The sequence below is a fragment of the Mesorhizobium sp. LNHC229A00 genome (genome assembly GCF_000502415.1).
Lineage (GTDB): Bacteria > Pseudomonadota > Alphaproteobacteria > Rhizobiales > Rhizobiaceae > Mesorhizobium.
Window position 1 is genome coordinate 91,826 of record NZ_AYWQ01000002.1, and the last position, 26,158, is coordinate 117,983.

Sequence of the window (26,158 nt, forward strand, 5' to 3'; positions counted from 1 at the left end):
TCAGCGACCTCCGTCCAGGCTTATCCGGCCAATGCGGATGGTGAGGATGGTGAGCAGAGCGAGGATGAGGAAGAGCAGGGTCGAGGCGGCCGAGCCATTGGCGAACTTGTCGAACTCGAACAGGTTCTCGCGGGCGAACACCGACATCGACTTGGTGTGCGCATTGTTGGGCGTCAGCACATAGATCAGGTCGAAGATTCGCAGCGCATCGAGCACCCGGAAGATCACCGCCGCCATCACCGCCGGGCGGATCAGCGGCAAGGTCACGCGCCAGAAGATCTGCCAGGGATTGGCGCCGTCCAGCCTGGCGACCTCGATGATTTCGCGCGGCAGCATCTGCAGCGCCGCAAGGATCAGCAGCGCCATGAAGGGCGTCGTCTTCCAGATGTCGATGATCAGCACCGCCGCCATTGCCGTATCGGCGCTGGCGGTCCAGGCGATCTTGTGGTCGATCAGCCCTAGGTTGATGAGCACGACATTCATGATGCCGAACTGGTCGTTCAGCATCCACTGCCACATCTTCGCCGAGACGATGGTCGGGATCGCCCAGGGAATAAGGATCGCCGCCCTGACGATGCCGCGGCCGGGGAATTCGGCGTTGAGCACCAGGGCGACGACCATGCCGAGGATCGTCTCGCAGGTCACCGAAACCACCGCGAACCGCACGGTGTTCCACACAGCGCCCCACCAGACCGGGTCGAGAAGCAGCCCGTCGTAGATGACCCGCCCGCTCGGCATGCGCAGGACCGAGACATAATTGGCCAAGCCGGCCCATTGGCGGGCGTCGAGGTCCGACAGCGAGGCATCGGTGAAGCTGAAATAGACCGTGCGCGCCAGCGGCCAGCCAGCAGCGGCGGCGAGCACCGCAAGCATCGGCGCCAGGAACAGCCATGCCGAGCGCACACGCTGGCTCATCAGCCTCGAACCAGAGCGCGCATCGGCCGGGTGCGCGCTCACCAGCCCTTGCCTTTCAGCCGGGTCAGCGTCGCTTCGAGGTCGGCCAGATTGTCGGCGGCGCTGCCTTCGCCGGACAAGGTCTTATGGACGGCGTTCCAGAACTGGCTGGACGCCTCATTGTACTTGTTCCTCGTCACCGCCGAGGGCCGTGGCCCGGCACTGAGGAAGACCTCCTTCCAGTGTGGAATGATCGGCTGTTGCCGGGCGATGTCGGGGTCGTCATAGAGCGCCTGGATGGTCGGCAGGTTGGCGGTCTTGAGCGTGCGGTATTTCTGCATTTCCGGCGAGGCGATGTACTTGACCAGGTCGATCGCGGCATCCGGGTGCTTGGAATATTTCGAGACCGCGAGGTTCCAGCCGCCGAGCGTCGCTGCCGGCCGCGCGCCCTCGCCCGTGCCAGCCGGCAGCGGCGCGACATCGAACTTGCCCTTGATCGGCGACCCCTGGCTGTTGCCCAGCGCATAGGCATAGGGCCAGTTGCGCATGAAGACCGCATTGCCGGTCTGCCACACGCCGCGCGCCTCCTCTTCCTGGTAGGCGAGCACGCCGGGCGGTGCGATGGTGCCGATCCAGGCCTTGGCCATGTCGAGCGCGGCCGCCGCCTGGGGGTTGTTGATGGAAATCGCGCCATCCGGCTCGACGATATGACCGCCGCCATTCGACACCACCCATTCGAACGCGTCGCAGGTCAGCCCTTCATAGGCATTGCCCTGGAAGACGAAACCCCAGATATCCCTGTTGCCCGAGGCCCGCTCCTTATCCATCACCAGCCTGGCGGTGTCGCCCAGTTCCTTCCAGGTGGCCGGCACCTTGGCGCCGTATTTGTCGAGCAGATCCTTGCGGTAGTAGAGCGCCGGCGCATCGGTGAAGATCGGCAGCGCCACCAGCCTGCCGTCGACGGTCTGCGACTGGATAATCGACGGGAAATGCTTGGCCACGACATCCCTGGTCGCCTGGGTCAGGTCGACGAACTGGCTGGCGAGCTGCGGTGCCCAGATGACATCGGTCTGGTAGACGTCGACGTCGCTGTTGCCGGCAGCGAGCCACAGCCTGTACTGGCCGAACTGGTCGGTCCCCGACGACGGCATGGCGACGATGGTGACCGTGTCGCCGCTCTCCTTCTCATAGCGGTCGAGGATCTCGCGCAGCACCTTGAGGCCGTTGCCGGTGTCGCCCGACACGATCGACAGCTCTACCGATCGCGCCGGACCCGCCGCGAGCACGACAGCGACGCTCAACGCCAGCCATGCGTGGAAAAGCTTCATCGCGGTGGATCTCCCTTGGCAGCCGCCGGCGCACCGCACCGGCAGCCGGTCAGGCCCCACCGTTCATTGAATGCGGAGCAGCGCCTTGGGTTCCCGAACAGCCATCGCCGGTGAAGGGGACGGATCAACGTCGTCGGTCAGCCTTCCCAGGCGACGGGCCTCATGCCCAGCCGCTCATAGAGCCGCACGGCGGCGGGGTTCTCGAGCGTATTGGTCTTGAGATCGACATGGGCGGCGCCCCGGTCGCGAAAAATGGCGAAGGCGTGCCACATCAGCGCTTCGCCGACACCCTTGCCGCGCGCCTCGGGATGAACGGCCAAATCCTTGACGAACGCCGAGCTCCAGCACAGTGCAGCCGCCGCCAGCCTGCCCTTGGCGTCGATGACGAGGAAACACAGCGCCGGGTCGAATTCGGGGTCTTCGGATATGCGCGGCCACCATTCGTCGAAGGGGCCGTCGGTGCCGTCGTCGAACACTTCGCCCAGCAACGCATGCAGGGGCGGCGCGTCGCCGCGCTCGAACGAGCGCATGAGGAAGCCGTCCGGCCAATGCGGTGGAACGAGCGTCTCATCGAGGATCTTGCGCAGCCGGATGTCGTTTGGAGCCGGCGGGCGCGGTTCGGGCATCGCGCTCAGGCGTCGGGCTGAAGACGCCCGCGCTTGCGGTCGGCGCCGAGGCCGGTCGCCTCGAGCAGGCCCTTGCGCTTGGCGTCGAAATAATAGCCGGTCTGGTAGAGCCAGTCGGCCTTCTTGGCGTTGCCGTTGGAGACCAGCCAGGCGCCGCGCAGATATTTGACCGCGTATTTGAGGTTGGTCTCGGCGTCGAACAGGCCTTTGGCCGGCCCGTCATAGCCCATGCCGCGCGCCGTCGCGTGCTTGATCTGCATCAGCCCCCAATGGCCGTTATTGTACGCCTTGGGATTGTAGGTACTCTCGCGATTGACGACATAGCGCACCAGATCCACCGGCACCTGGTAGAAGGCGGCGTATTTGACGATCAGCCGGTCCACATCGCCGCGCATGCCGGTCACCTGCTCTTCCGGCTCGACCGGCGCCAACGGGAACTGCACCAGCGCGGCCGGGTTCTGCGGCACGACATAGGCCACCTGCTGCACGCCAGGCAGTTTCTGGCCGCCCTTGGCAACCGCTGGCATGATGAGCCCGGCGGTCCTGTAGGTCTCCGCCGACTGGATCGGCCGGCCGGCTTTCGCCGGGGCCGGCGCCTGCCAGGCATTGGCGGTCATCACGGCGGGTATCGCCGGCGCCGTTGGGGTCGCCCCGGCAAAGGCGGCGGGCGCCGCGGTCGGCTGGGCGACGGCATCAAGGGCGGGCGTGGCCGGGCTGGGAGTCAATTCAGCCGCCTGAACAGGCTTGATTCCAGAGGATTGCGGCAACACCGAAACCGTTTCCGGCAAGGGGATGGTGAAGCCGGCATCGCTGCCGGCGACAGTCGCGGTTTCGGTCAGGGACGGCGCGGCCTTCATCCGTGAGGTCGAGGTGCAGCCGCTGATGCCGGCAGCCGCCACGATCACGCCGATGGCGATAAGGGTTTGTTTTGCTGGCAAGCCGCGTTCGATGTCCGGTTTGTCGGGTGTTAAGTTTTCCTTACACCAGCGATTCCTGGGTAGCAATCGGGGCCATCTGGTGGTTTTCGGGTGGCGGGATGCAGGCCGTGATGCCATATCGTTCCTGATATGTACCTGCGGGAATCCCGGATTTTGCCGCTTTGCGGAAAGGAGCTCAGCATGCAAACGACATCTTCGATCACGGCCGGCCACGCAGTGTTAGAAACAGTGATCGGTTTCATGGGCATCGCTTGGAGCGAAAAGGGCCTGATCCGTCTTTGCCTGCCGGAACGCAGCCGCGAAGCGGTGGAGCGGCGGTTGATGCGCCATGCCGGCATTTCCGCCTCCACGGCCCAGCCGTCATGGGTGGTCGAACTGATCGCCTCGATCAAGGCTTACGCTGCTGGCGAGGACGTCGATTTCACCGGCTTTCCCGTCGATCTCGATGGCATCGACGATTTCCGCCTCGCCATCTACAACGCGGCACGAAAGCTCAGCTATGGCGAAACCACCACCTATGGCGAACTCGCCAAGCGTGCCGGCCATGCCGGCCTGCCGCGCGAAACAGGGGCGGCCCTTGGCGCCAATCCAGTGCCCTTGGTCATCCCGTGCCACCGCATTCTTGCCGCCGGTGGCAAGATCGGCGGCTTCTCGGCGCCCGGCGGCTCCGTCACCAAGGAAAAGATGCTGGCCATGGAAGGCGTGCATGTCGGCCCGCCGCCGCCGGCGCAGGTGTCTTTCGGGTTTTGAGAGCAGTAAGCCGCTCCCGGGGGCTAATGGCGCCGGATGAATCGATGCCTGAAATGCTCATTGTCCGGCCGCTTGCAGTTGTACACCGGGCAGGACTTGGTGTCGGCGCTCGGCACATAGGCGCGCGTCCGCACCTCGCCCATGGTGCAGAACTGCTGGCTCTGCACATAGCGGTCATAGAGCGGCAGCCCCGGCACCCGCTTCGACTGATAGCGAAGGATAACCGCACCTTGGCGCGCGATCGCCGACTGGACCTTGCCGCAGCTCAAACGTGTCGGGTCGTAGCGCGAGATCGCCTGCGCCTGGGCGGCCACCAGCGTGAGGCAGGTGGCAAGCACGATGGTTTTCATGGTCCTCTCCCCTCGATCCGCCGCCCGGGACGGCACGATCTTGCGCCACGGTTTCACCAGATTGGGGCGGCCGTTGGGCGACCCCAGATCACGACGTTTTCACGCAGTCTTGTTTTTTGTGCGAAAGCAGCCTATATCAGCCCCATTGATATTTCGGCCGATCGATCCGGGCCTCGCGATCTTCGCGTTTGCTGACGTCTATCTCCAAAATCTCGATGCACACCGGCTGGACTTCGGTCCGGTCATACCAAAGCAAATGTGAAGGACTATTTTTATGGCAACTGGAACGGTCAAGTGGTTCAACGCCACCAAGGGTTTCGGCTTCATCCAGCCTGACAGCGGCGGCGCGGACGTTTTCGTCCACATCTCGGCTGTCGAGCGCGCTGGACTGTCGACCCTGGTCGAAGGCCAGAAGATCAACTTCGAGATCGAGCAGGACCGCCGCACTGGCAAGTCGTCCGCTGGTTCTCTGAGCAAGGCAGCCTGATTTTGAAAATGGCGCGCGCCGGACGAGAGTTCGGGGCGCGCGGCAAGTCACGGATGTACTGACGGTCGCGCGAGAAGCGCGCCGGAGCGGAAAGACCCGACAAGCTGGAACAGCAGATAGCTGCCAGCCCGGACCGGATGCTCCCAATCAGGCTACCGAAATGGGAAGGCGGGATTTATCCCGCCTTTTTATTTGTCTGGGGCTCAGAGCTGTGTTGCCGCTTTCGCCAATGGCCTGCCTTGCCTACCCCACCCACTCGATCGGCACATGCCGCGGGTCCGCCTCCACGCGGCCCAGCCAGGCGACCACCGACGGATAGGCGTCGAGCTGGAAGCCGCCCTGCTCCGCCGTGTGGGTATAAGCATAGAGCGCGATGTCGGCGATGCTGAATGTGCGGCCGGCGAAGAAGTCGTTGTTTTCGAGATATGTGTTCATGACGCCGAGCGCCTTGTTGCCGCGCTCCAGCGTCGCCGCCAGCCGCTCCGGCGTGGCATCCGCGGCCCGCTCCGGAAAGGTCAGCAGCGCCTTGCGCACGGCGATATAGGGCTCGTGGCTGTATTGTTCGAAGAACAGCCACTGATAAGCGAGCCCGCGCTCATACTTGTCCGCGGGCAGCAAGCGTGTGCCTTCGGCGAGATAGAGCAGGATGGCGTTGGATTCTGCCAGCCGCCGGCCGTCGTCCAGTTCCAGCAATGGCACCATGGCGTTCGGGTTCTTGGCGACGAAATCGGCCTTGCGCGTATCGCCGGTATGCGAACTCACCTCGACAGTGGTGAAGGCAAGGCCGAGCTTGGCCATCAGCAAACGCGGCTTGTAGCAATTGCCGCTATCGATCATGCTGTAAAGTATCATCATGGTTCCCCGGAGCGCTGCTTCTGCGAGCCGATTATCGCAGCGGCATCATCCTCAACCAATGATTTGTTTTGGCGCGACCATCAACGCCGCTTATGCAATGGTACGACCTTGTTGTCGAANTATCGATCATGCTGTAAAGTATCATCATGGTTCCCCGGAGCGCTGCTTCTGCGAGCCGATTATCGCAGCGGCACCATCCTCAACCAATGATTTGTTTTGGCGCGACCATCAACGCCGCTTATGCAATGGTACGACCTTGTTGTCGAAGCCCAGCAGCGCATCGACGGCAAGCGGCTCTTCGTTGAAGATGGTGCCGGCCAGCGCCGGACGCCCGAGCAGAAAGCCCTGCAGCAAATCGACCCCGCCTTCGAGCGCGACACGCAAATGGGTGGGCTGCTCGATACCCTCGACCAGCACCTTGGCACCGCGATCGTGGAGGCTGGACACCAGCGGGCGGAAGAAGCGTTCGGCGGCGGCGTGGCGGCAGAATTCCGCGAACCAGCCGCCATCGATCTTGACGATGTCGGGCTGAAGCAGGCTCACCCGCTCCACGGTCGAATGGCCGGTGCCGAAATCGTCAATGGCGATGCGGATGCCGTCGCGCCGCATTTCACGCACCAGCCGGGCCAGCAGCGCATCGTCCGCCGCCTGCTCGGTGATTTCACACACCAGCATGGCTGGCGCCAGGCCGAGTTCGTCGAGGTGCCGGCTCATTAGCCGGATCTCGGCCAGCGCCCGCCCAGCATGGTCGTTGACCAGAGGATTGTAGTTGAAGAACAGGTCGAGCCCGTCGACCCCGATATTATGGAAATTTCTCAGATGCAGCACCCGGCACATTGTTTCGACGTACAGCCGCTCCGGAGCCGCGATGCTGTCGAAGAACATCCGAGGCGACACTGGCCGGCCGGCACGGTGCGGTTCGATCAGGCCCTCTACGGCCACCGGATGCAAGCTGCCGCCGCGCGGGGCGTAGATTGGCTGGTAGGCGCTGCGCAGGCGGAAGTCGCCATGGATCCCACATTCGATGCCGATCTCGTCGATGAAGATCGCATCGCCGACGGTGCGCCGCCGCTCGCGGCTCATCGCGCCACCTTGCGCCCGAAGGCTTTTGCGGGCCGCCCGGTTCGCGGCGCGACGGCGGCGGCAGCGGACGCATGGCTCGAGGGAGGAGCCGGCTCGGGACTGCCCTGGCCGAAAGCGCGGAAACTCGTCGGCGCCAGTTCTGGGCGGGCCAGCACATAGCCCTGGACCATCGAGGCGCCGGATCGTTCGGCCAGCTCCAGTTGCCAGCCTTCCTCGATGCCTTCGAACCCGGTGCGGATGCCCTGGTCCTCGAAGCTCCTCACCATGGATGTCAGCAGCGCGAAACCGGCGCCCGATTCCATCAGTTGCGTGATCCAGTGAGCATCGAACTTGACGATGTCGGGGCGCAATTCCTTGACGCGGGTGATGTCGGAATCGTCGGCGCCATAGTCGTCGACGGCGATCCGGAAGCCGTTGGCCCTGAGCGCGGCGACGAAGCCGTGCAGGGTCTCCTGCGATGCCGATCTCTGCTCCGTCACCTCGCAAACGACGCGGCCCGGATCGATGCCGGCTTCGTGCAGCACCAGCCGCATGTCACGCAAGGCACTGTCGGCGACAGCGCGCTCGGTGAATACCGACGGGTCGAAATTGATGAAGATCGACGCCTCTTGCGGCAGGCAGACGCCGGCATTGAGCAGATGCAGCGTCCTGGTCAGCGCCTCGACATGCAGACGGTCGACCGCCGGACAGGTCGAAAAAAAGCTCATTGGCGATTGCGGCTCGCCGTCGCGAAACGGGCGGATCAGCCCTTCGAAGGCGGCAACCGAAAGCTTGCCCTCATTAAAGGCAAATATCGGCTGAAAAGCGCTTTGCAGGGTATAAATGCCCCAGACACCGCTCGAGGTGCCGTCATCATGACGGACGATTTGGGCAAGTCCGATGCTGCGTGACAAAGGTTCCTCGCTCCGCGACCTGGCGGAATTGAACCGCGATCCTGCCATGCAAGCCTCTACCGCCCGTTAATGAACTTTCCTCTGCCGATCACGCCTGATTGACCGCGCCGTCCCCACTTGGCCCAGCCGACAAGGCTTGCGCTGACGGGAATGTTGCGACATGAGAAGCGCCGCGGCCGCTCCTGGCCGCGCCGATCCTTTGGAGAGACAAAAGGTCATGGCCTTTCTTGCCGACACCCTTTCCCGCGTTAAGCCTTCCGCCACCATCGCGGTGACGCAGAAAGCGCGCGAGCTGAAAAATGCCGGGCGGGACATCATTGGCCTTGGCGCCGGCGAGCCCGATTTCGACACGCCCGACAACATCAAGAAAGCGGCGATCGAGGCCATTCGCCGTGGCGAGACCAAGTATCCGCCAGTTTCGGGCATCGTGCCGCTGCGCGAGGCGATCGCGAAAAAGTTCAAGCGCGAGAACAATCTCGACTACAAGCCCGAGCAGACCATCGTCGGCACCGGCGGCAAGCAGATCCTGTTCAACGCCTTCATGGCGACGCTGAACCCTGGCGACGAGGTCATCATCCCCCGCCCCTACTGGGTCAGCTATCCCGAAATGGTGGCGATCTGCGGCGGCACGTCGGTGTTTGCCGACACCTCGATCGACAATGGCTTCAAGCTGACGCCGGCAGCGCTGGAGAAGGCAATCACGCCAAAGACCAAATGGCTGCTGATGAACTCGCCGTCGAACCCTTCGGGCGCGGCCTATACCGAGGCCGAACTGCGGGCGCTCGCCGACGTGCTGTTGAAGCACCCGCAGGTCTGGACGCTGACCGACGACATGTACGAACACCTGACCTATGGCGACTTCGTCTTCAAGACCATCGCCGAGGTCGAGCCGAAGCTCTACGAGCGCACGCTGACCATGAATGGCGTCTCGAAAGCCTATGCCATGACCGGCTGGCGCATCGGCTACGCCGCCGGTCCCGTCCAGCTGATCAAGGCGATGGACATGATTCAGGGCCAGCAGACCTCCGGCGCCTGCACCATTGCGCAATGGGCTTCGGTCGAGGCGTTGAATGGCCCGCAGGATTTCATCGCCAAGAACAAGGCGATCTTTCAAGGCAGGCGGGACCTCGTCGTCTCGATGCTCAACCAGGCGCGTGGCATCACCTGCCCGTCGCCGGAAGGCGCCTTCTATGTCTATCCGTCGTGCGCCCAGCTGATCGGGAAGAAAACCAGGGCCGGCAAGGTGATCGACACCGACGAGGCCTTCTGTTCGGAACTGCTCGAGGCCGAGGGCGTCGCGGTGGTGTTCGGCTCGGCCTTCGGCCTTGGCCCCAACTTCCGCATCTCCTACGCCACCTCGGATGCACTGCTGGAGGAAGCCTGCACGCGCATCCAGCGCTTCACGGCATCGCTGACCTGATCGAGTAGATCCGAAACAACCCGGCGTCACCGCTGTCGGGCGTTTCCGCCGGGTTTTGTGGATACGGCACTCAGCCGCTATATTGGGCCGCAGTCACTTCTTCCAGCCAGTCGGCATGGACGCCGTCGAGCGCCTCCTGCATAGCGATGTGCGTCATTGCCGATTTCGGCGCCGCGCCATGCCAATGCTTCTCGCCGGGCGCGAAGGAGATGACGTCACCGGCCCTTATTTCCTGGATTGGCCCGTCCCATGTCTGTACCAGGCCGGCGCCCGCGGTGACATAAAGCGTCTGGCCAAGCGGATGCGTGTGCCAGTGGGTGCGCGCGCCGGGCTCGAAACTGACCAGCGTGGCCCGGAGCCGCGCCGGCGGCTCCTTCTCGATGATTGGCGTCTGCAGAACCCGGCCGGTGAAGTATTTTTCCGGCGCTATAACGGTCGGCACACTGCCGCAAGCAATGATCTTCATCGTCTGTCCCTAAGGCTGTTGGGAGTTGGCGAGACGCCGACCCTTGAAGTCAACACATTCTCGACCCGGATAGGCCCGGACGCAACCAGCCGTGTGTCAGCCCGCTCCGACAAAGCCTGATTTTTGATCATGAACCTTGCCCTCATGGGACGCTCGCGCATCTTGGCGGGCGCTGGGGCGAACCGCTCGCGCTCGGCGCCCGAGACGACCGCCGGTGCCTGCTTCTATTTTTCTTGCCCTGCCGGCAAACAAGTGGGACGATAATCGCGGGCAGGTCGACACAGACCGCCCGCGACGGTCGAACAGGCCGGCCGCCGCTCAGGACCGATTGACCCTGGCCTGAACCATGAACGCCAGTCGGTCCCCAGGAAACGCCTGAGTGGAGGTCAGTCATGGGTACTCGCGCCGGAGGACGACGCACGGGACCGAAATGCATTGCCATAGTCGGTCCCTTCGCAAGCGGTAAGACGACACTTCTGGAAGCCATATTGGCGCGTACCGGGGCCATCCCCCGCCAGAACCCAGTTTCCTCTGGCAACACCGTTTCAGATCATTCGCCCGAGGCCCGCGCCCACGCCATGAGCGTCGAGGCGTCGATCGCCACCACCGAGTTCATGGGCGAGCAGTTCACCTTCATCGACTGCCCCGGATCGATCGAATTCTCCTTCGAGGCCGAACCGGTGCTCGCCGCCTGCGACGTCGCGGTGGTCGTGGCCGAGGCCGACGAAAAGAAGATCCCCGCCTTGCAGCTTATCATGCGCAAGCTCGACGATCTCGGCGTGCCGCGCATCCTGTTCCTCAACAAGGTCGACAAGGCGATCGCGGGCGTGCGCGATACGCTGAAGATGCTTCAGCCGACAAGCGCGGCGCCGCTGCTTCTGCGCCAGATTCCGCTGCGCAAGGACGGCGTCGTCATCGGCTCGATCGATCTGGCGCTGGAGCGCGCCTACATCTACCGCGAATATGCCGAGAGCGAGGTGGCCGAGATACCGGGTGACGACAAGGCGCGCGAACTGCAGGCGCGCTTCTCCATGCTGGAGACGCTGGCCGATCATGACGATGAGTTGATGGAGCAACTCCTGGAAGAGATAGAGCCACCGAAGGACGCGATCTTCGACGACCTCGCCGCCGATCTGCGCGAAGGCGCGGTGACGCCGGTGCTGATCGGCACCGCCGAGAAAGGCAATGGCGTGCTGCGCCTCTTGAAGACGATCCGCCACGATGCGCCCGACATCGAGGCGACCCGCAAGCGGCTCGGCGCCCCGGACGGCAATGCGACGGTGGTCCAGGTGATGAAGACCATCCACACGCCGCATGGCGGCAAGCTGTCGGTGTCGCGCATCCTGTCCGGCCAGGTCACCGACGGCTCGGAACTGTGGCTGCCCGGCGGCGACACCGCCAAGGTTTCCGGAATCTACAGGATGCTGGGCAAGGATCAGGTCAAGCTGACCGCCGCCAGGACCGGCGACACCGTGGCGCTCGGCAAACTGGACGCGGTCAAGACTGGCCAGACGCTCACCTCGGCCAAAGGCGGAGCCAAACAGCTCTTCGATGTCGAGCCGCCGCAGCCGGTCTTCGCCTTCGCGCTGCGCCCCAGGGAGCGCAAGGACGAGGTCAAGATGTCGGCCGCCATCCAGCGCCTGGCCGAGGAGGATCCCTCGCTCAGCCTGCGCCACAACCAGGATTCGGCCGAGACCGTGCTGTCAGGGCATGGCGAGATGCATCTGCGCGTCGTGCGCGAGCGGCTGGAGGGCAAGAACCAGATACCGGTGGAAGGCCATGCGCCGGCGGTGCCCTATCGCGAGACGATCCGAAAGCCGGTGCAGCAGCGCGGCCGCCACAAGAAGCAGTCGGGCGGCCACGGCCAGTTCGGCGATGTGGTGATCGAGATCAAGCCGCTGCCGCGCGGCTCCGGCTTCCAGTTCACCGACACCATCACGGGCGGCGTCGTGCCCAAGACCTACATCCAGTCGGTCGAGACAGGCATACGCGATTACCTCAAGTCCGGCCCGCTCGGCTTCCCCGTGGTCGACGTCGCGGTCAACCTGTCGGACGGCTCGTACCATGCGGTCGATTCCTCCGACATGGCCTTCCAGATGGCGGCCAAGCTCGCCATGAAGGAAGGCATGGCCGCCTGCTCGCCGGTGCTTCTGGAACCGGTGATGAAGGTCGAGATCGTCACGCCGTCGGACGCGACGTCGAAGATCATCGCGCTGATCCCGCAGCGGCGCGGCCAGATCCTCGGCTATGACGCGCGGCCCGACTGGCCGGGATGGGATGTCGTCGAGGCGACCATGCCGCAGGCCGAGATCGGCGATCTGATCATCGAGCTGCGCTCGGCCACCTCAGGCGTTGCCAGCTACCGCGCCGTTTTCGATCACATGGCCGAGCTGACTGGCCGTCTCGCCGACGAAGCAATGAACGCCAACGGCAAGGCTGCCTGATTTCGTCCGGCGCCCGATCGAACGATCGGGGGGCAAAAACCAAAAACGACGCCCGGGGGGCCGGACGTCGTTTTGTTTTGCGGACCGTTTTCTCGGGAGGAAAAACGGCAGGTCCGCCGCATGTCAAGGTCGCCGCGCTTCGGCGGAAAAGGTTCGGACGCGGTAGCCGCCTGAGCCCGGGCCGTACGAGTGATGCCCCCATCTCCCGTCCGAACCACACCGCGTCCTATCATTCACTTAGCAGATGGAGGGTGTCCTTGTCATGTTACCAGAGGTTACATGACACTGTTACGCGGCAATTCTGGTGAATTTTTCAGCCATCCCAGTGGCATGCAGGCAACAAAAAAGCCGGATCAATGAAGATCCGGCTGAGTTTGATTGGAAGTGCCTGTTAAGGCTAACCTCCAGAGGGGAACACTCGAGGACGCTAATGGGAGGAGAACGCGTCCAGGAGATGATCTAAATATGTGCTCTTCATGCCCAAGAAACAAGCATCTATTTTGCAACACACACATGCAAAAAGGCACAGGCTGTGGTCCAACCCGTTCCGGAAGCCAATAGGACCAGCAGAATCGTGAAAATGAGCCGCGATTTCGGGTCATTGTCGTCTCGAAAACGCCAATCCCGACCGATTTTGCTCCCGAACGTCCAAAAACACTGATGATGTTGAATGAGGCAGCGGCGGTTCAATTCCAAGGCATTCAAGCGAGGATCGACCATTGCGCAGGTTTTCGGCGATCGCCGGCAGCGGCATTTTCCTGATTGCGGCTCCCGGCGTTGTCGCCGGGCTGATTCCCTGGCTGCTCAGCGATAGCTGGGGCCTGCCATGGTCGCCCCTGCCCTTGTTTGCTCTCACGGGCGGCGTGCTCGTCATTGCCGCGGCCGCAGTGTTGCTGCATGCCTTCGCCCGCTTCGCGCTGGAGGGGCTGGGCACACCCGCCCCCGTCGCGCCGACCGAAAGGCTGGTGATCGGCGGCATCTACCGCCATGTCCGCAACCCCATGTATGTTGCCGTGCTGTCGATCATTCTGGGCCAGGCGCTGCTGTTCTCAAGCTGGTCGATCGCTGCCTACGCGGCAATCGCGGCGGCTGCCATGGTGACCTTCGTCAAGCTCTACGAGGAGCCGACGCTCGCCGACCGCTATGGCGCCGAATACGAGGCCTACCGCCGCAACGTACCGGGCTGGCTGCCGCGGATGACACCTTGGAAGGGATAGGCTCGCGGACCCGACTTGGATCAGAACGACCAGCTTCTGGCCTTGGCGATGATGAAGTCGCGAAACACGTGCAGCTTGGCCTGGTTCTTCATCGCGTCGGGATAGGCGAAATAGGTGTCGAAGGACGGCACTTCGGTCTCCGGCAGCAGCTGCACCAGGCCGGAATCCTTGCTGATCACATAGTCCGGCAGCATGGCGATGCCGGCGCCGCCCTGCACGGCGCGCTTGATCGATAGGATGTCGTTGATCTGCAGCGACGGCACGCGCTGGCCGCTCTCGAAATCGCCGACCGTCTCCAGCCAGTTCAACTCCGACAGATGCGACGGCACGGGCAGGCCGAAGGTGACGATGCGATGGGTTCTCAGCTCCGCGACCGAGCTCGGCTTGCCGTGCTTGGCGACATAAGAGGGGGCTGCGTAGAGGTGGAAATGCACGGTGAACAGGCGGCGCTGGATCAGGTCCGGCTGTTGCGGCTGGCGTAGCCGGATGGCGCAATCGGCCTGGCGCATGGTGAGGTCGAGTTCCTCGTTGGCGAGGATCAGCTGCAAGCTGATTTCGGGATAGAGTTCGATGAACTCCTGCACCCGCTCGGTCAACCAGCCGGCGCCGAGGCCAACGGTCGTCGTTACCCTGAGCACGCCGGACGGCCGGTCCTTGGTCTCGGTCAGCCGCGACTTGATGGTCTCGAGCTTCATCAGCACGTCATGCGCCGTGCGGAACAGCATCTCGCCCTGTTCGGTCAGCACCAGGCCGCGTGCATGACGGTTGAACAGCGGCACGCCGACATCGTGTTCCAGCGCGCTGACCTGCCTCGAGATCGCCGATTGCGACAGATGCAGCGTCTCGGCCGCATGCGTGAACGACCCCGCTTCCGCCGCAGCGTGAAACACGCGTAGCTTGTCCCAGTCCAACGCCATGATTTCCCCTCGTTTCGGTTGGCGTCTGAATGAAAAATCAGGCTTTTACACGGCGTTTCTAAGCCGTTTTTTACAGTCTGCGGCGGCCCTATTCCGCCGCTTCGCGATGGACTTCGATGCTGGCCAGATACTTTTCCGCTTCGAGCGCGGCCATGCAGCCCAGCCCCGCCGCAGTCACGGCCTGCCGATAGATATCGTCGGTCACGTCGCCGGCGGCGAACACGCCGGGCACGTCGGTGCGCGTCGAATCCGGCGCTGTCCACAGATAGCCGTTCGGCTTCTGCTTCAGCTTGCCGGCGAACAGCTCGACCGCGGGCGCATGGCCAATGGCCACGAAGACGCCGTCGATCTTGAGGTGGCTCTCGGCGCCGGTCACGGCATGCCTGAGCTTCAGCCCTTCGACCGAAGGCGGCAGCGGTGCCTTGCCGGGGCGGCCGGTGATCTCATCGACGATCGTGTCCCAGATGACGCGGACATTGTCCTTCTTCAACAACCGTTCGCGCAGGATGCGTTCGGCACGGAAGTCCGAGCGTCTGTGGATGACGGTGACGCTCTTGGCGAGGTTGGACAGATAGAGCGCCTCCTCCACCGCCGAATTGCCACCGCCGACCACAGCGACATCCTTGCCGCGATAGAAGAAGCCGTCGCAGGTGGCGCAGGCGGAAACGCCGAACCCCATGAAGTCCTGCTCGGTCGGGATGCCCAGCCATTTGGCTTGCGCGCCGGTAGCGATGATCAGCGCATCGGCCGTGTAGGTCGTGCCGGAATCGCCCATGGCGCGGAACGGTCGCACGTTGAGGTCAACCTCGGTGATGATGTCGTTGATGATGTCGGTGCCGACATGCTCGGCCTGCTTGAGCATCTGCTCCATCAGCCACGGCCCCTGGATCGGATCGGCGAAACCGGGGTAGTTCTCGACATCGGTGGTGATCATCAATTGGCCGCCCTGTTGCAGACCGGCGACCAGCATCGGCTTCAGCATGGCGCGCGCGGCATAGACCGCCGCCGTGTAGCCGGCCGGACCGGAACCGATGATGAGGACGGGCGCGTGCTTGGTGGTCATTTGGAGCCTCTGCGGGGCGGACAGCGAGTGTGCCTTGGAAAAAAGACGTGGAATATCGCGCTTAATGTAAGGGCTGCCAACCACGCCAGCAAGACGAACGGACCGTCGTCCCCGGAAAGCTTCGGCCCATAAGGATATTCGCGCGATGGCCGCTTTCGTTACCTGTCCACAATCGCGTAGACGAGGGCTGGCTTCGACGCAAAAGTCGTTTAATTACAAAATAGCGAAAGATTCTTGCGCCACACTGATCATCGAGAACCCTGATGCCCCTCAAGGCCGATCTTGACGCCATCGACTGGAAGATCCTGCGCGAGCTTCAGTCGGACGGGCGCATGACCAATGTCGAGCTCTCGAACCGCGTCGGCATTTCGGCACCGCCCTGCCTGCGCCGGGTCAAGCGGCTGGAGGAAGCCGGCATCATTCGCGGCTACCGCGCGCTGCTCAACGCCCCGGCGCTGGGCCTCGATGTCGTTGCCTTCTGCCTGGTCGGACTGCATCACCAGGCTGATGCCGAACTGCGCATCTTCGCCGAGCGCACGCGCGGCTGGCCGATCGTGCGCGATGCCTGGATGGTGTCGGGCGAATCCGACTTTCTGCTGCATTGCGTGGCGAGCGACCTCGGCGCCTTCCAGACCTTCGTCATCGAGGAGCTGACCTCGACGCCGAACGTCGACACGGTGCGCACCGCGCTCACCATCCGCCGCGTCAAGGATGAGGGCCTGGTATCGTTCGAGCGATCCTGAGCCAGGCGAAAACCTGCGCGATGGGCAGATTCCCGACATTCGCCCCACCGGTGCCGCGTTGGTATTCGAAAGACGCTGATGTACAAGGCTGGACGGCTCTGCCGGATTCGCCGCTCAACTGACGCTTCATTGGTTTTTCAAGCAATTCCAGCAAAAATGTGTAACGGTTTTTCCGCCCGGAATTGCTTGAGAACAGATGCCGCCAGCAGCGTATATTCCGGGAAGAATCCGCCATGGGAAGGGGACCATGACCCGTTTTGCAAGCCCGGTCTCGGCGCTGATCATCTGCGTGAACGAGGCCGATATGATCGGCCCGTGCCTGGAAAGCATCGATTTCTGTGCCGAGATCATCATCGTCGATTCCGGCTCGACGGATGGCACCGTCGAATGCGTTGAAAGCTACATCGCCAAGGGCTATCCGATAACGCTGCTGCACAATGACTGGCCGGGCTTCCCCCGCCAGCGGCAATTCGCGCTCGACCACGCCAACCAGCCCTGGTGCCTTTCGATCGACCCGGACGAGCGCGTCGACGACCGGTTGCGGCAGTCGATCGTGGCTATCGCCGGGGCGGCCGGCGGCAAGGCCAGCGGATGGTACATGCGCCGCCGCGACTGGCTGAAGGGCTACGGTTACGCCCATCGCTGGGTGCTGCACAACAGGCTGCTCAGGCTTTTCCGTAGGGAAGGCGCCAGCATGGATCTAACGGCGCGGGTGCATGAATCCATTCACGTGCCGGGCGAGACCGACACGATCGAAGAGGGTNAACACCTATTCCAGCCTCAAGGCGGTGACGCTGGTCGAGAGAGGCAAGAAGCCCGGCCTGGTGCGGCTGGTGCTGTCGCCGTTCGGCAACTTCCTCAAATTCTACCTGGCCAAGCGCTACTTCCTGTGCGGCCGGCACGGCTTCGTCTACTCAATGTCGGTGATGATCTATTCCTTCGCCACCGAAGCCAAGCTCTACGAAGCCTTGCAGCAAAACGACAAGGCGTAGGCCCTACGATCCGAGCGCGTCGATGGCGGCAAGCAGCCCGCCGAGATCGTGGTCGTCATGCAAGCGCCTGATGGCGAAACCAGGCTGAAGCGCCGCCTCACCGTCGACCAGCCAGCCCTGTGCCAGCCCTGCGCGTTGGGCCGCCTGTATGTCGGCCAGCTTGTCGCCCACCATCAGCGAGCGCTGGAGGTCAAGATCAAGGCGCCTGCCCGCCTCGATCAGCATGCCCGGATTGGGCTTGCGCATCGGATGGTCCGTTATGGCGAGCAGCCCGACGCCCGCCTCGTGATAGNACCATCAGCGAGCGCTGGAGGTCAAGATCAAGGCGCCTGCCCGCCTCGATCAGCATGCCCGGATTGGGCTTGCGCATCGGATGGTCCGTTATGGCGAGCGGCCCGACGCCCGCCTCGTGATAGGCGCAGGCCAGCACCATGTCGACGAACGCGCCCTGCCTGTCCAGCAAATGGAGCACGCGGCCGTTTACCGCGGCAAAGACGCCCCAGTCGAAATAGCCGCGCGCGATGCCGGACTGATTGGTGACCACGACCACCGGAATGCCGATCCGGTTGGCGGCGGCGATCGCCGGCAGCATCCGCGGCCTGAGTTCTATCTCGCCCGGATCGCTGGGATAGTCGGTGTCGACATTGATGGTGCCGTCACGGTCCAGGAACAGCGCCGGCGAGCGCGCGGGGAAAACCCGCCCGCCGACCTGCTCCACCCACAGGCCCGGTTCGGTCAGCTGGTGCGGCTTCCCGATCCTGTCACCCATTCGACAGGCGCGCTTCGACCACCTCGCACAGATAGTGATAGAGGCACAGATGGCCCTGCTGGATGATCGGCGTCGAGGTCGAGGGGACGTTGAGCAGGATGTCGGTGAGCGGCTTGAGCTTGCCGCCGGTATCGCCGGTCAGGCTGATTACCGTCATGTCCATCATGCGCGCCTGTTCGGCAGCGGCGAGAATGCTCGGCGAATTGCCGCTGGTCGAGATCGCCAAAAGCACGCCGCCCGCGGCACCATGCGCTTCGACCTGGCGCGAAAACACCGTGTCGAAGCCGTAATCATTGCCCCAGGCGGTCAGCATCCCGGCGTTGGCCGGCAGCGCAATCACATTGTAGGCCTTGCGCTCCTTCAGGAAGCGGCCGACCAGTTCGGTGGCGATATGTATGGCGTCGCTGGCCGAGCCGCCATTGCCGCAGACCAGCAAGGCCTTTCCCTGGGAAAGCGCCGCCACGACAGCACTCACCGCACGATCCATTTCGCCGGTCAGATCTCGCTCGACCGTGGCAGTGATGGCCGCCGCCGAGCGGACCAGATAGTCGTTCAATTCGGACATGAATTCTCTCAGTTGGTGGCGCCGCCGGCGCGCAGTTTGCCGATGGTGCCAGTGGTGCTCTTGCCGGCGACGAGATCGACCAGAACGACACGCCCGCCCGCCTTCCGCACCACATCGGCGCCGACCACGGTGTCGATCGTGTAGTCGGCGCCCTTCACCAGAATGTCGGGAAGCAGCGCCTCGATCAGAGCCAGCGGCGTATCCTCATCGAAGACAATGACGGCATCGACCGAAGCGAGGGCCGCGAGCACGCAGGCGCGATCGTGCTGGTCGTTGACCGGGCGGCCCGGTCCCTTCAGCCGTCGCACCGAGGCATCGCTGTTGAGGCCGAGCACCAGCCGGTCGCACTGGCTGCGCGCCGCGTGCAGCAGGCTGACATGGCCGGCATGCAGGATGTCGAAACAGCCATTGGTGAAGCCGACGCTCAGGCCCTCCGCCTTCCATCCCGCCACCATGCGCGCGGCCGAAGTGGCGTCCAGGATGGCGTCCTTGTGCGCGGTGGGTCCGTGCGAGCGGAACAGTGCGCCGGTGAGTTCCTCGACGCTCAGCCGCGCGGTGCCGCGTTTTCCAACCACGACGCCGCCGGCGGCATTGGCGATGGAGGCAGCGGCGACGGGATCGGCACCGGCGGCAAGCGCAAGCGCGAAGGTCGCGATCACCGTATCGCCGGCGCCCGAGACGTCGAACACCTCGCGCGCCTGGGTGGCGATGTGGCTCGCCTCTTCGGGACCGACCACGCTCATGCCTTTCTCGCTGCGCGTGGCGAGGACGAAATCGAAGCCGTGCGCCACAATCAGTTCCCGTGCCGCCGCAACGATCTCGTCATCGGCGTACACCGCATGGCCAACGGCCTCGCCAAGCTCCTTGCGGTTGGGGGTGACGGCGGTCGCGCCGGCGTAGCGCGCGTAGTCGCGGCCCTTCGGGTCGACCAGCACCGGCTTGCCCGCCTCGCGGCAGATGGCAATCAGCTCGGCGGCGACGCCGTCCAGCAATATGCCCTTGCCGTAATCGGACAGGATGACGATGTCGACATGTTGCAATGCATCCCGGAAACGGCGGATCAGCTCCGCCCGTTCCGCCTCGCCGAGCGGCTTGATCTCTTCCTCGTCGAAACGCAGCACCTGTTGGTTGAGCGCGCTGAAGCGGCTCTTCGACGAGGTCATCCGGCCGCGCTGCTGTGAAAGGCCCACTGTCTCGGCGCCAAGCTCGCCCAGCATCCGTACCAGACTGTCGCCGGCGGGATCAGTGCCGATCACCGAGACCGGAATGGCGCGCGCGCCAAGCGAGACGATGTTGGCCACGACGTTGCCGGCGCCGCCCATCGCCGCGCTTTCGCCACGCCCATGCAGCACCGGGATCGGCGCTTCCGGCGAGATCCGCTCGATGACGCCATTGACGAAGCGGTCGAGGATGATGTCGCCGACCACCAGCACGGCGACGTCGCCGAAGCGCGCAATGGCGCGGTGCAGGGGCTCGGGTGAAGGCGGATTGTGCTTGATCATGTCATCTGCCACGCGCGGGAAACGCCGATCTCAGATAGGTCGAAACACCAGATTTGCGAGGCCGGCCGGTCATGCCTGCCGATATACCGCAATTGGGCACAGCGCAACGCCGGGCGGAGGCAAACCGGACAGGTCAGGCCTTCTGCAAGGCGACGTGGACGCCCAGCCCGACCAGCACCGCGCCGCCTGCCCTCTGCATCAGCCGCTGCGCACGGCTCGAACGCCGCAGCCGGCCGATCACCAGGCCGGCCAGGAACACGCACACCACATCGGCCGATGAGAACATCAGGTTGACGACGGTGCCCAGCACCACGAATTGCACCCAGACCGGGAACCCCGCCGAGGCATCGATGAACTGCGGCAGGAAGGCCATGAAGAAGATCGCGGTCTTGGGATTGAGCACCTCGACGGTGATGCTCTCGAAGAACGCGCGCCGCGCCGACTTCCGCTCGATCGCGGGCAGCGCCACGTCGCCCTCCACGCGCTTGCGAAACAGCGAGATACCCAACCAGATCAGGTACAGCGCGCCCACCAGCTTGACGGCCATGTAGAGCGGCGGCACGGCGTGGAACAGCACCGACAGGCCAGCGGCGGCGGCAAAGACATGGACATAGCCGCCCAGATGAATACCGAGTGCCGCCGTCAGCCCCGACCAGCGCCCCCGCGCCATGGTCTGCGCGGCGGCATAAAGCATGGCGGGGCCCGGAATGTAGGCGAAGATCGCCGTGGTGGCGAAAAACGCGATCAGCAGTTCGGTCGGCGGCATTTCTTGTCCCTCATGATCCTGCCCTGCCCGATTGCAGGGCTTTCAGTCAGCCCGTGGGATGGCTTTGGGTTGGCCCGCGCGAACAGTTGCCATGGAAGCCGACATGACTTTTTGTGGAATGACGGACTGAATGCGCCGATACGTGCACCCGGTTCGAATAAGCCGACCATTCCAGAATATCGTGGTTGTACTCGTCGACTATGACCCAAAGCGGGGTAGGGTCAAGGCCGGCGCGGCGGCGTTCAATTTCCGGAACGCCAACTGCGACGCGATCACGGCCCGGCTGGGTGGAGGTGATTGCAAGGATGAAACGGTTCGTGCCTCCGGCTTTTCCGGGAAGAACGGCAACGAAGGCGCCAGGCCTAGCCTTGCGGCCTTCGGTCTCGCCGTCTCCATGTCGGCGATGCCACAGATATGGATATCGCCAGACGTCCGCGGCCACGGGTTTAATCACCGTGCAATTCCGCGGCGTACTGCTCCAGCATCTCGACATGTTGCAGCGGTGCGTCCTCGGCCGCGTAGACGCGACAGCTATCGTTGCCGAAGCGCGCTTCGTAGGCCTCGATGCTCATCAGGACGTATCTCGGCCTGTTGTGGCGAGTGATGGAGACCGGCTGCTGGCTGGCAGCCGCGAGCACATGGATAGTGTTTCATTGGAAACTTGTTTGCCCCATAATAGACAAAATGGACAAAACAGAAAGCCTGAGCAGGCGAGCCCCGAGCGGCCACCTGCTTTGTCGACAGCCCGGCCAGCCTCCCTTATAAGGACCGGAATCGCACGCAACCAGAGGCCTTCATGATCATCGTCACGGGCGGCGCCGGCATGATCGGCTCCAACATCGTCGCCGCGCTCAATGCGGAAGGCCATGACGACATACTGGTCGTCGATGACCTCACCGACGGCCACAAGATCGCCAACCTGGCCGATTTGACGATAGCCGACTATCTCGACAAGGATGATTTCCTGTCGCCCATGGAGGCCGGCACTCTTGGCCGTGTCGAGGCCGTTTTCCATCAGGGGGCCTGCTCGACCACCACTGAGTGGAACGGCAAGTTCATGATGGAGGTGAATTACGCCTATTCGAAACGGCTGCTGCATGCCTGCCAAGCACTGCGCGTGCCCTTCCTCTACGCCTCCTCCGNCGGCCGCTCAACGTCTACGCCTATTCCAAGAAGCTCTTCGACGACTATGTCAGGCGCACGGTCTTCGACAGTGATCATTCGCAGGTCGCCGGCTTGCGCTACTTCAATGTCTATGGCCCGCGCGAGGCGCATAAGGGCTCCATGGCCTCGGTCGCCTTCCATCTGTTCAACCAGGTCCAGCGCGGTGAAAACCCGAAGCTATTCGGCGCCTATGACGGCTTTGGTCCCGGCGAACAGAGCCGCGACTTCATCCATGTCGGCGATGTCGCCGACGTCAATCTGTGGCTGTGGAAGCGCGGCGCCAGCGGCATCTTCAACTGTGGCACCGGTCGCGCCCAGCCGTTCCGCGCGATCGCCGAAACGGTCATCGACACGCTGGGCAAGGGCGAGATCGAGTTCATCCCCTTCCCCGACCACCTCAAGGGCAGCTACCAGAGTTTTACCCAGGCTGATATGTCCCGCTTGCGCGCGGCCGGCTATAACGGGCAATTCCGCACTGTAGAAACCGGCGTCAGAGACTATGTCGAATGGCTGAAAGCCCAACGATCCTCGTGATCGGCCCACGCTGGGTGGGCGATATGGTGATGGCGCAGTGCCTGTTCTCGGCGCTGAAGGAACTCCATCCCGATGCCGCGATCGATGTGCTGGCGCCCGCCTGGGCGGCACCTCTGGTCAAGCGCATGCCCGAAATCCGACAGCAGATCGATTTTCCGCTGAAGCCTGGCGCACTCGAATTCAGCCATCGCCGCCGTTTCGGCCGTCTGCTGCGCGGCCGCTACGACATGGCCTATGTCCTGCCGGGCAGCTGGAAGTCGGCGCTGATCCCGTTCTTTGCCCGCATTCCGCGCCGTATCGGCCATCTGCGCGAAATGCGCTACGGGCTCCTGACCGACATCGTGCCGCTGCCCGACACCATGAAACGACGCACCGCGCAGGCCTATTTCGGCCTCGCCCAGGGTGGCGGTTTCCGCGCACCCCGGCTCACCGTCGACGCGAAAAACCAGGCCGCCCTGCTCGATCGTTTCGGCTTGGCGCCGCGGAAATTCGTAGCCCTGATGCCCGGGGCCGAGTTCGGCCCGGCCAAGCGCTGGCCAAGCGAAAGCTATGCCGGCCTTGCCCGCGAATTCATGGCCAAGGGCCTCGAGGTCGCTCTGTTTGGCTCGAAGAACGACCGCGACGTGACGGCGGAGATCGCAGCCCTTGCACCCGGCGTCGTCGACCTTGCCGGCCAGACGCGGCTGGAGGACGCCATCGACCTGATCGCGGCGGCCAGGCTCGCGGTCTCCAACGATAGCGGGCTGATGCATGTCGCGGCCGCCGTCGGTACACCCATCGTTGCCGTCTATGGCTCGACCTCCCCTGAAAACACGCCGCCGCTGGCGGAGCGTCGCGAACTGGTCTGGCTCGGCCTGTCCTGCTCGCCCTGCCACCGGAAAATCTGTCCGCTCGGTCATCTCAACTGCCTGAAGACATTGGAAGTCGGGCAGGTCGCCGCGGCAGCGGACCGCCTGCTGAAAGTGTCGGCCGCGGCATGAAGGTGCTGATCGTCAAGACTTCGTCGATGGGCGATGTCATCCACACTTTTCCGGCACTTCAAGATGCCTGCCGCGCACGGCCCGATATCGCTTTCGACTGGTGCGTGGAGGAGGCGTTTGCCGGCATCCTGACGCTGCATCCGGCGATCCGCACCATCCACACTGTGGCGATAAGGCGCTGGCGAAAGAACCTCTTCGACACGAACACCTGGCGCGAGGCGGCGGCCTTGCGCCGAACCTTGCGCGAATGCCGCTACGACCTCGTCATCGATGCGCAAGGCCTGCTGAAGTCGGCCCTGGTGGCACGCCAGACGCGCGCGCCGATCGCCGGCTTCGACCGGTCGAGCGTTCGCGAGCCCTCGGCGACGCTGTTCTATGATATCACCTTTGCGGTGCCGCGCGACCTGCACGCCATCGAGCGGACACGGCGGCTGTTCGGGCTGGCGCTCGGCTATCGGCCGGACCTTTTGACGCTCGACTCCGGCATCGTGGCGCCGATCAGCATGGTCGACGGCATCGACGGCAGGACCGCGTTCCTGCTGCACGGCACTAGCCGCGAGGACAAGAAATGGCCGCTCGAGGACTGGATCGGAACCGCCCGCTTGCTGGTCGAGCGTGGCATGACGCCGCTCACAACCTGGTCGAACGAACGGGAGAAGGCGGTGGCCGAAGCGATCGCCAAGGCCGTGCCATCCACGGTCGTGGTGCCGAAGTCACCGCTGGCCGACATTGCCGCCATCCTCGGCGGCTCGACCCTGGTCATCGGCGCCGACACCGGGCTGACCCATCTCGCCAGCGCCTTCGACCTGCCGACGGTCGCCGTGTTCCTGGCGACGGAGCCGGGTCTGACCGGACCGCGCGGGCCGTATGCGTCGACGTTGCTGGCCGTGCCCGGGACGCATGTGACGCCGGCTGAGGTGGTTGCGGAAGTGGAGAGGTTGTTGATGCTTCGCCAGACCGGTCCCGGCGGAAATTGATTTATTCAATCAATTCGATCCGAAGGGCGCCGCCGCCCCTCATTGCCCTGCCGGGCATTTCTCCCCTTAAACGGGGAGAAAGAAGCTGGCCCGCAACGCCGGCGATTGGCGAAACCCTAAATGACAGCGTCCTTCTCCCCGTTTACGGGGAGAAGATGGCGGCAGCCAGATGAGGGGCCGGCGCGCCATTTGGCAATCGAGCAGAGGCAGAAAAGGCGGCGTGCCCTCGTCTTCGGTTTTTAAATGAACTGCACCTGGACGATCTCATACCCCCTGGCGCCGCCCGGCGCATTCACCTCGATGGCGTCGCCGACTTCCTTGCCGATGAGCGCGCGAGCGATGGGCGAGGNAGTTCAGACGTGTGCTCTTCCGATCTCGTTGACGCGGCCTTCATTGAGGCTCTGCGCCTCTTTGGCGGCATGGTATTCGGCATTTTCGGACAGGTCGCCATGCGAGCGCGCCTCGGAGATCGCCTCGATGATGCGCGGCCGCTCTTCCTGCTGGCGCCAACGCAGTTCTTCCTTCAATGACGCGAACCCCTCGCCTGTCATCGGGACCTTGTTCATAGTGCCTGACCTTTCCTGCCGCCGCCCCCGCATTCGGGGGAAGCCTTGTCGTTGGGGTACAAAAAGAAAACGGTCCGGCAGCCTCGGGCTAACGGAACCGTTTCACCGCAATTTCCCTGAATATAGCAATCTTTGCGGGCTTTTCACGCCCAAAAATCGGTTTTGTAAAAATCATCCCTTCTTTTGTAGCGAGGGCGGCCGTGGGACGGAGCCGAACAAAAACGGCCGCGATCGCTCGCGGCCGCTTTGAGAAATCATGAGGGCCCGATCAGCTCCTCATGAAATGCTCGATCTGCTCGGACAGCATGCCGTATTCGCGCGAACCCTTGCCGGTGCGCTTTTCGATTTCCATCAGCTGCTGCTGGGCGCCGGCCAGGTCGCCGATCTGCAGATGCGCCTCGCCGAGATATTCGCGCACCAGCGTGTAATCGGGATCGATGCGCAGCGCTTCCTCGTAATAGCCGAGGCCGACGGTGACGCGGCCGGAATGGCGGTGCGAGTAGCCGAGATAGTTGAGGATGCGCGGATCCTGCTTGTTGGCGGCGAGGCTGAGCACGGCGATCGCCTCGTCATAGCGGCCGGCCATCGCCAGGTCATGCCCGGCATAGTAAATGCTGTCGTCGTCCAGCATGCCTTCCTGGGGTGCGACGCACTTGTTCTTCTTCTTGTCCCAGACCATGCCTTTCTTGCATTGGGTGGTCGTATTGGTGTCGCCGCCACTGCCCGCCGCAAAAACGGGAACGGCAAGGAACTGCAGAGCGATAAGCGCGCTCGCCGCGTGGATCAGCACTCTTTTATGCATGGAAACCTCCTGAGGGTGTGACAATGCAACACTAACGCCGAGCGGTCCGCGTTTCATCCCCGAAAAG

At 63.7% G+C, this 26,158-nt stretch carries 25 protein-coding genes and 4 pseudogenes; 10 read left to right on the top strand and 19 right to left on the bottom strand.

Translation table 11 applies throughout. The features are described from left to right. From X742_RS165860 to X742_RS165845, 4 genes are all read right to left on the bottom strand, one after another. Positions 1 to 915, bottom strand: coding sequence for a sugar ABC transporter permease (locus X742_RS165860; RefSeq protein WP_051407597.1), 915 nt, complete (start codon positions 913 to 915; stop codon positions 1 to 3). A 38-nt stretch (positions 916 to 953) separates the two neighbouring features. After that, positions 954 to 2,222, bottom strand: a complete 1,269-nt coding sequence (locus tag X742_RS165855; protein WP_023770192.1) for an ABC transporter substrate-binding protein — start codon at positions 2,220 to 2,222, stop codon at positions 954 to 956. A gap of 137 nt (positions 2,223 to 2,359) precedes the next feature. Then, a complete protein-coding gene (locus X742_RS165850) occupies positions 2,360 to 2,848 on the bottom strand; it encodes a GNAT family N-acetyltransferase (protein ID WP_023770193.1) in 489 nt (162 codons plus the stop codon). Positions 2,849 to 2,853: 5 nt separating this feature from the next. Beyond that, positions 2,854 to 3,786, bottom strand: a complete 933-nt coding sequence (locus X742_RS165845; RefSeq protein ID WP_023770194.1) for a lytic transglycosylase domain-containing protein — start codon at positions 3,784 to 3,786, stop codon at positions 2,854 to 2,856. A 180-nt stretch (positions 3,787 to 3,966) separates the two neighbouring features. Here X742_RS165845 and X742_RS165840 point away from each other — a divergent pair, with 180 nt between their 5' ends. Beyond that, positions 3,967 to 4,536, top strand: a complete 570-nt coding sequence (locus tag X742_RS165840) for a methylated-DNA--[protein]-cysteine S-methyltransferase (protein WP_023770195.1) — start codon at positions 3,967 to 3,969, stop codon at positions 4,534 to 4,536. A gap of 23 nt (positions 4,537 to 4,559) precedes the next feature. Here the strand turns inward: X742_RS165840 and X742_RS165835 are convergent, their stop codons facing one another. Next, a complete protein-coding gene (locus X742_RS165835) occupies positions 4,560 to 4,886 on the bottom strand; it encodes a hypothetical protein (protein ID WP_023770196.1) in 327 nt (108 codons plus the stop codon). A 274-nt stretch (positions 4,887 to 5,160) separates the two neighbouring features. On the opposite strand from X742_RS165835, the gene X742_RS165830 reads away from it, so the two are divergent. Further along, a complete protein-coding gene (locus X742_RS165830; protein ID WP_015316174.1) occupies positions 5,161 to 5,373 on the top strand; it encodes a cold-shock protein in 213 nt (70 codons plus the stop codon). A gap of 243 nt (positions 5,374 to 5,616) precedes the next feature. On the opposite strand, the gene X742_RS165825 is transcribed toward X742_RS165830, so the two are convergent. The 3 genes from X742_RS165825 to X742_RS165815 all read right to left on the bottom strand — a co-directional run bounded on the left by X742_RS165825 (position 5,617) and on the right by X742_RS165815 (position 8,204). Continuing rightward, entirely contained in the window at positions 5,617 to 6,225 is a 609-nt protein-coding gene (locus tag X742_RS165825) for a glutathione S-transferase family protein (RefSeq protein ID WP_023770198.1), read from the bottom strand. A 231-nt stretch (positions 6,226 to 6,456) separates the two neighbouring features. Next, positions 6,457 to 7,311, bottom strand: coding sequence for an EAL domain-containing protein (locus X742_RS165820; RefSeq protein ID WP_023770199.1), 855 nt, complete (start codon positions 7,309 to 7,311; stop codon positions 6,457 to 6,459). Next, positions 7,308 to 8,204 carry an EAL domain-containing protein gene (locus tag X742_RS165815; protein ID WP_023770200.1) on the bottom strand — a complete coding sequence of 299 codons (897 nt, stop codon included), beginning with the start codon at positions 8,202 to 8,204 and terminating at the stop codon, positions 7,308 to 7,310. Before X742_RS165815 ends, X742_RS165820 begins: the two co-directional genes overlap by 4 nt. A 217-nt stretch (positions 8,205 to 8,421) precedes the next feature. Between X742_RS165815 and X742_RS165810 the strand changes: the two genes are divergently transcribed. Beyond that, a complete protein-coding gene (locus X742_RS165810; RefSeq protein ID WP_023770201.1) occupies positions 8,422 to 9,624 on the top strand; it encodes a pyridoxal phosphate-dependent aminotransferase in 1,203 nt (400 codons plus the stop codon). A 70-nt stretch (positions 9,625 to 9,694) separates the two neighbouring features. Here X742_RS165810 and X742_RS165805 read toward each other — a convergent pair whose 3' ends face one another. Next, entirely contained in the window at positions 9,695 to 10,090 is a 396-nt protein-coding gene (locus X742_RS165805; RefSeq protein ID WP_023770202.1) for a cupin domain-containing protein, read from the bottom strand. A 392-nt stretch (positions 10,091 to 10,482) separates the two neighbouring features. Here X742_RS165805 and X742_RS165800 point away from each other — a divergent pair, with 392 nt between their 5' ends. Beyond that, complete coding sequence (locus X742_RS165800) at positions 10,483 to 12,534, top strand: elongation factor G (RefSeq protein WP_023770203.1); 2,052 nt, start codon at positions 10,483 to 10,485, stop codon at positions 12,532 to 12,534. Between the two features lie 719 nt (positions 12,535 to 13,253). Beyond that, the gene (locus tag X742_RS165795; protein WP_023770204.1) at positions 13,254 to 13,751 is read left to right on the top strand and encodes an isoprenylcysteine carboxylmethyltransferase family protein; all 498 of its coding nucleotides are present in this window, start codon (positions 13,254 to 13,256) and stop codon (positions 13,749 to 13,751) included. A gap of 20 nt (positions 13,752 to 13,771) precedes the next feature. On the opposite strand, the gene X742_RS165790 is transcribed toward X742_RS165795, so the two are convergent. Together X742_RS165790 and trxB are read right to left on the bottom strand one after the other, a co-directional pair. Further along, on the bottom strand, positions 13,772 to 14,668 hold the full coding sequence (locus tag X742_RS165790) for a LysR family transcriptional regulator (RefSeq protein ID WP_023770205.1): 897 nt from the start codon (positions 14,666 to 14,668) through the stop codon (positions 13,772 to 13,774). 88 nt (positions 14,669 to 14,756) lie between these two features. Beyond that, positions 14,757 to 15,731 carry a thioredoxin-disulfide reductase gene (trxB, locus tag X742_RS165785; RefSeq protein ID WP_023770206.1) on the bottom strand — a complete coding sequence of 325 codons (975 nt, stop codon included), beginning with the start codon at positions 15,729 to 15,731 and terminating at the stop codon, positions 14,757 to 14,759. A gap of 263 nt (positions 15,732 to 15,994) precedes the next feature. Here trxB and X742_RS165780 point away from each other — a divergent pair, with 263 nt between their 5' ends. Together X742_RS165780 and X742_RS1000000175430 are read left to right on the top strand one after the other, a co-directional pair. Next, complete coding sequence (locus X742_RS165780) at positions 15,995 to 16,474, top strand: Lrp/AsnC family transcriptional regulator (RefSeq protein ID WP_023770207.1); 480 nt, start codon at positions 15,995 to 15,997, stop codon at positions 16,472 to 16,474. A gap of 304 nt (positions 16,475 to 16,778) precedes the next feature. Beyond that, positions 16,779 to 16,982: pseudogene (locus X742_RS1000000175430) on the top strand (glycosyltransferase); the annotation flags it as partial. Positions 16,983 to 17,469: 487 nt separating this feature from the next. On the opposite strand, the pseudogene X742_RS1000000171430 reads toward X742_RS1000000175430, so the two are convergent. The 7 genes and pseudogenes from X742_RS1000000171430 to X742_RS1000000176670 all read right to left on the bottom strand — a co-directional run. Beyond that, positions 17,470 to 18,235: pseudogene (locus tag X742_RS1000000171430) on the bottom strand (HAD-IIIA family hydrolase). Beyond that, positions 18,228 to 18,800: an SIS domain-containing protein gene (locus tag X742_RS165765; RefSeq protein ID WP_023770211.1), complete on the bottom strand. Its 573-nt coding sequence runs from the start codon at positions 18,798 to 18,800 to the stop codon at positions 18,228 to 18,230. Before X742_RS165765 ends, X742_RS1000000171430 begins: the two are co-directional and overlap by 8 nt. A gap of 8 nt (positions 18,801 to 18,808) precedes the next feature. Next, on the bottom strand, positions 18,809 to 20,302 hold the full coding sequence (rfaE1, locus tag X742_RS165760; protein ID WP_023770212.1) for a D-glycero-beta-D-manno-heptose-7-phosphate kinase: 1,494 nt from the start codon (positions 20,300 to 20,302) through the stop codon (positions 18,809 to 18,811). A gap of 133 nt (positions 20,303 to 20,435) precedes the next feature. Beyond that, positions 20,436 to 21,068, bottom strand: a complete 633-nt coding sequence (locus X742_RS165755; protein ID WP_023770213.1) for a LysE family translocator — start codon at positions 21,066 to 21,068, stop codon at positions 20,436 to 20,438. Positions 21,069 to 21,114: 46 nt separating this feature from the next. Further along, complete coding sequence (locus X742_RS01000000169550) at positions 21,115 to 21,522, bottom strand: hypothetical protein (protein ID WP_245275481.1); 408 nt, start codon at positions 21,520 to 21,522, stop codon at positions 21,115 to 21,117. Beyond that, entirely contained in the window at positions 21,515 to 21,640 is a 126-nt protein-coding gene (locus X742_RS1000000176440) for a hypothetical protein (RefSeq protein WP_280800177.1), read from the bottom strand. Before X742_RS1000000176440 ends, X742_RS01000000169550 begins: the two co-directional genes overlap by 8 nt. Before the next feature lie 18 nt (positions 21,641 to 21,658). After that, positions 21,659 to 21,706 (bottom strand): annotated as a pseudogene (locus tag X742_RS1000000176670) (type II toxin-antitoxin system prevent-host-death family antitoxin); the annotation flags it as partial. A gap of 185 nt (positions 21,707 to 21,891) precedes the next feature. Here X742_RS1000000176670 and rfaD point away from each other — a divergent pair. The 3 genes and pseudogenes from rfaD (at position 21,892) to waaC (ending at position 24,723) form a co-directional block, all read left to right on the top strand. Further along, a pseudogene (gene rfaD / locus X742_RS01000000169555) lies at positions 21,892 to 22,766 on the top strand (ADP-glyceromanno-heptose 6-epimerase). Then, positions 22,739 to 23,746 carry a lipopolysaccharide heptosyltransferase II gene (gene waaF, locus X742_RS165745; protein ID WP_023770215.1) on the top strand — a complete coding sequence of 336 codons (1,008 nt, stop codon included), beginning with the start codon at positions 22,739 to 22,741 and terminating at the stop codon, positions 23,744 to 23,746. The pseudogene rfaD and the gene waaF overlap by 28 nt, the downstream one beginning before the upstream one ends. Further along, a complete protein-coding gene (waaC, locus tag X742_RS165740; protein WP_023770216.1) occupies positions 23,743 to 24,723 on the top strand; it encodes a lipopolysaccharide heptosyltransferase I in 981 nt (326 codons plus the stop codon). Before waaF ends, waaC begins: the two co-directional genes overlap by 4 nt. 834 nt (positions 24,724 to 25,557) lie before the next feature. On the opposite strand, the gene X742_RS165735 is transcribed toward waaC, so the two are convergent. Next, positions 25,558 to 26,091 (bottom strand): tetratricopeptide repeat protein, encoded by a 534-nt coding sequence (locus tag X742_RS165735; protein WP_023770217.1) that lies wholly within the window; start codon positions 26,089 to 26,091, stop codon positions 25,558 to 25,560. Between the last annotated feature and the right edge of the window lie 67 nt (positions 26,092 to 26,158).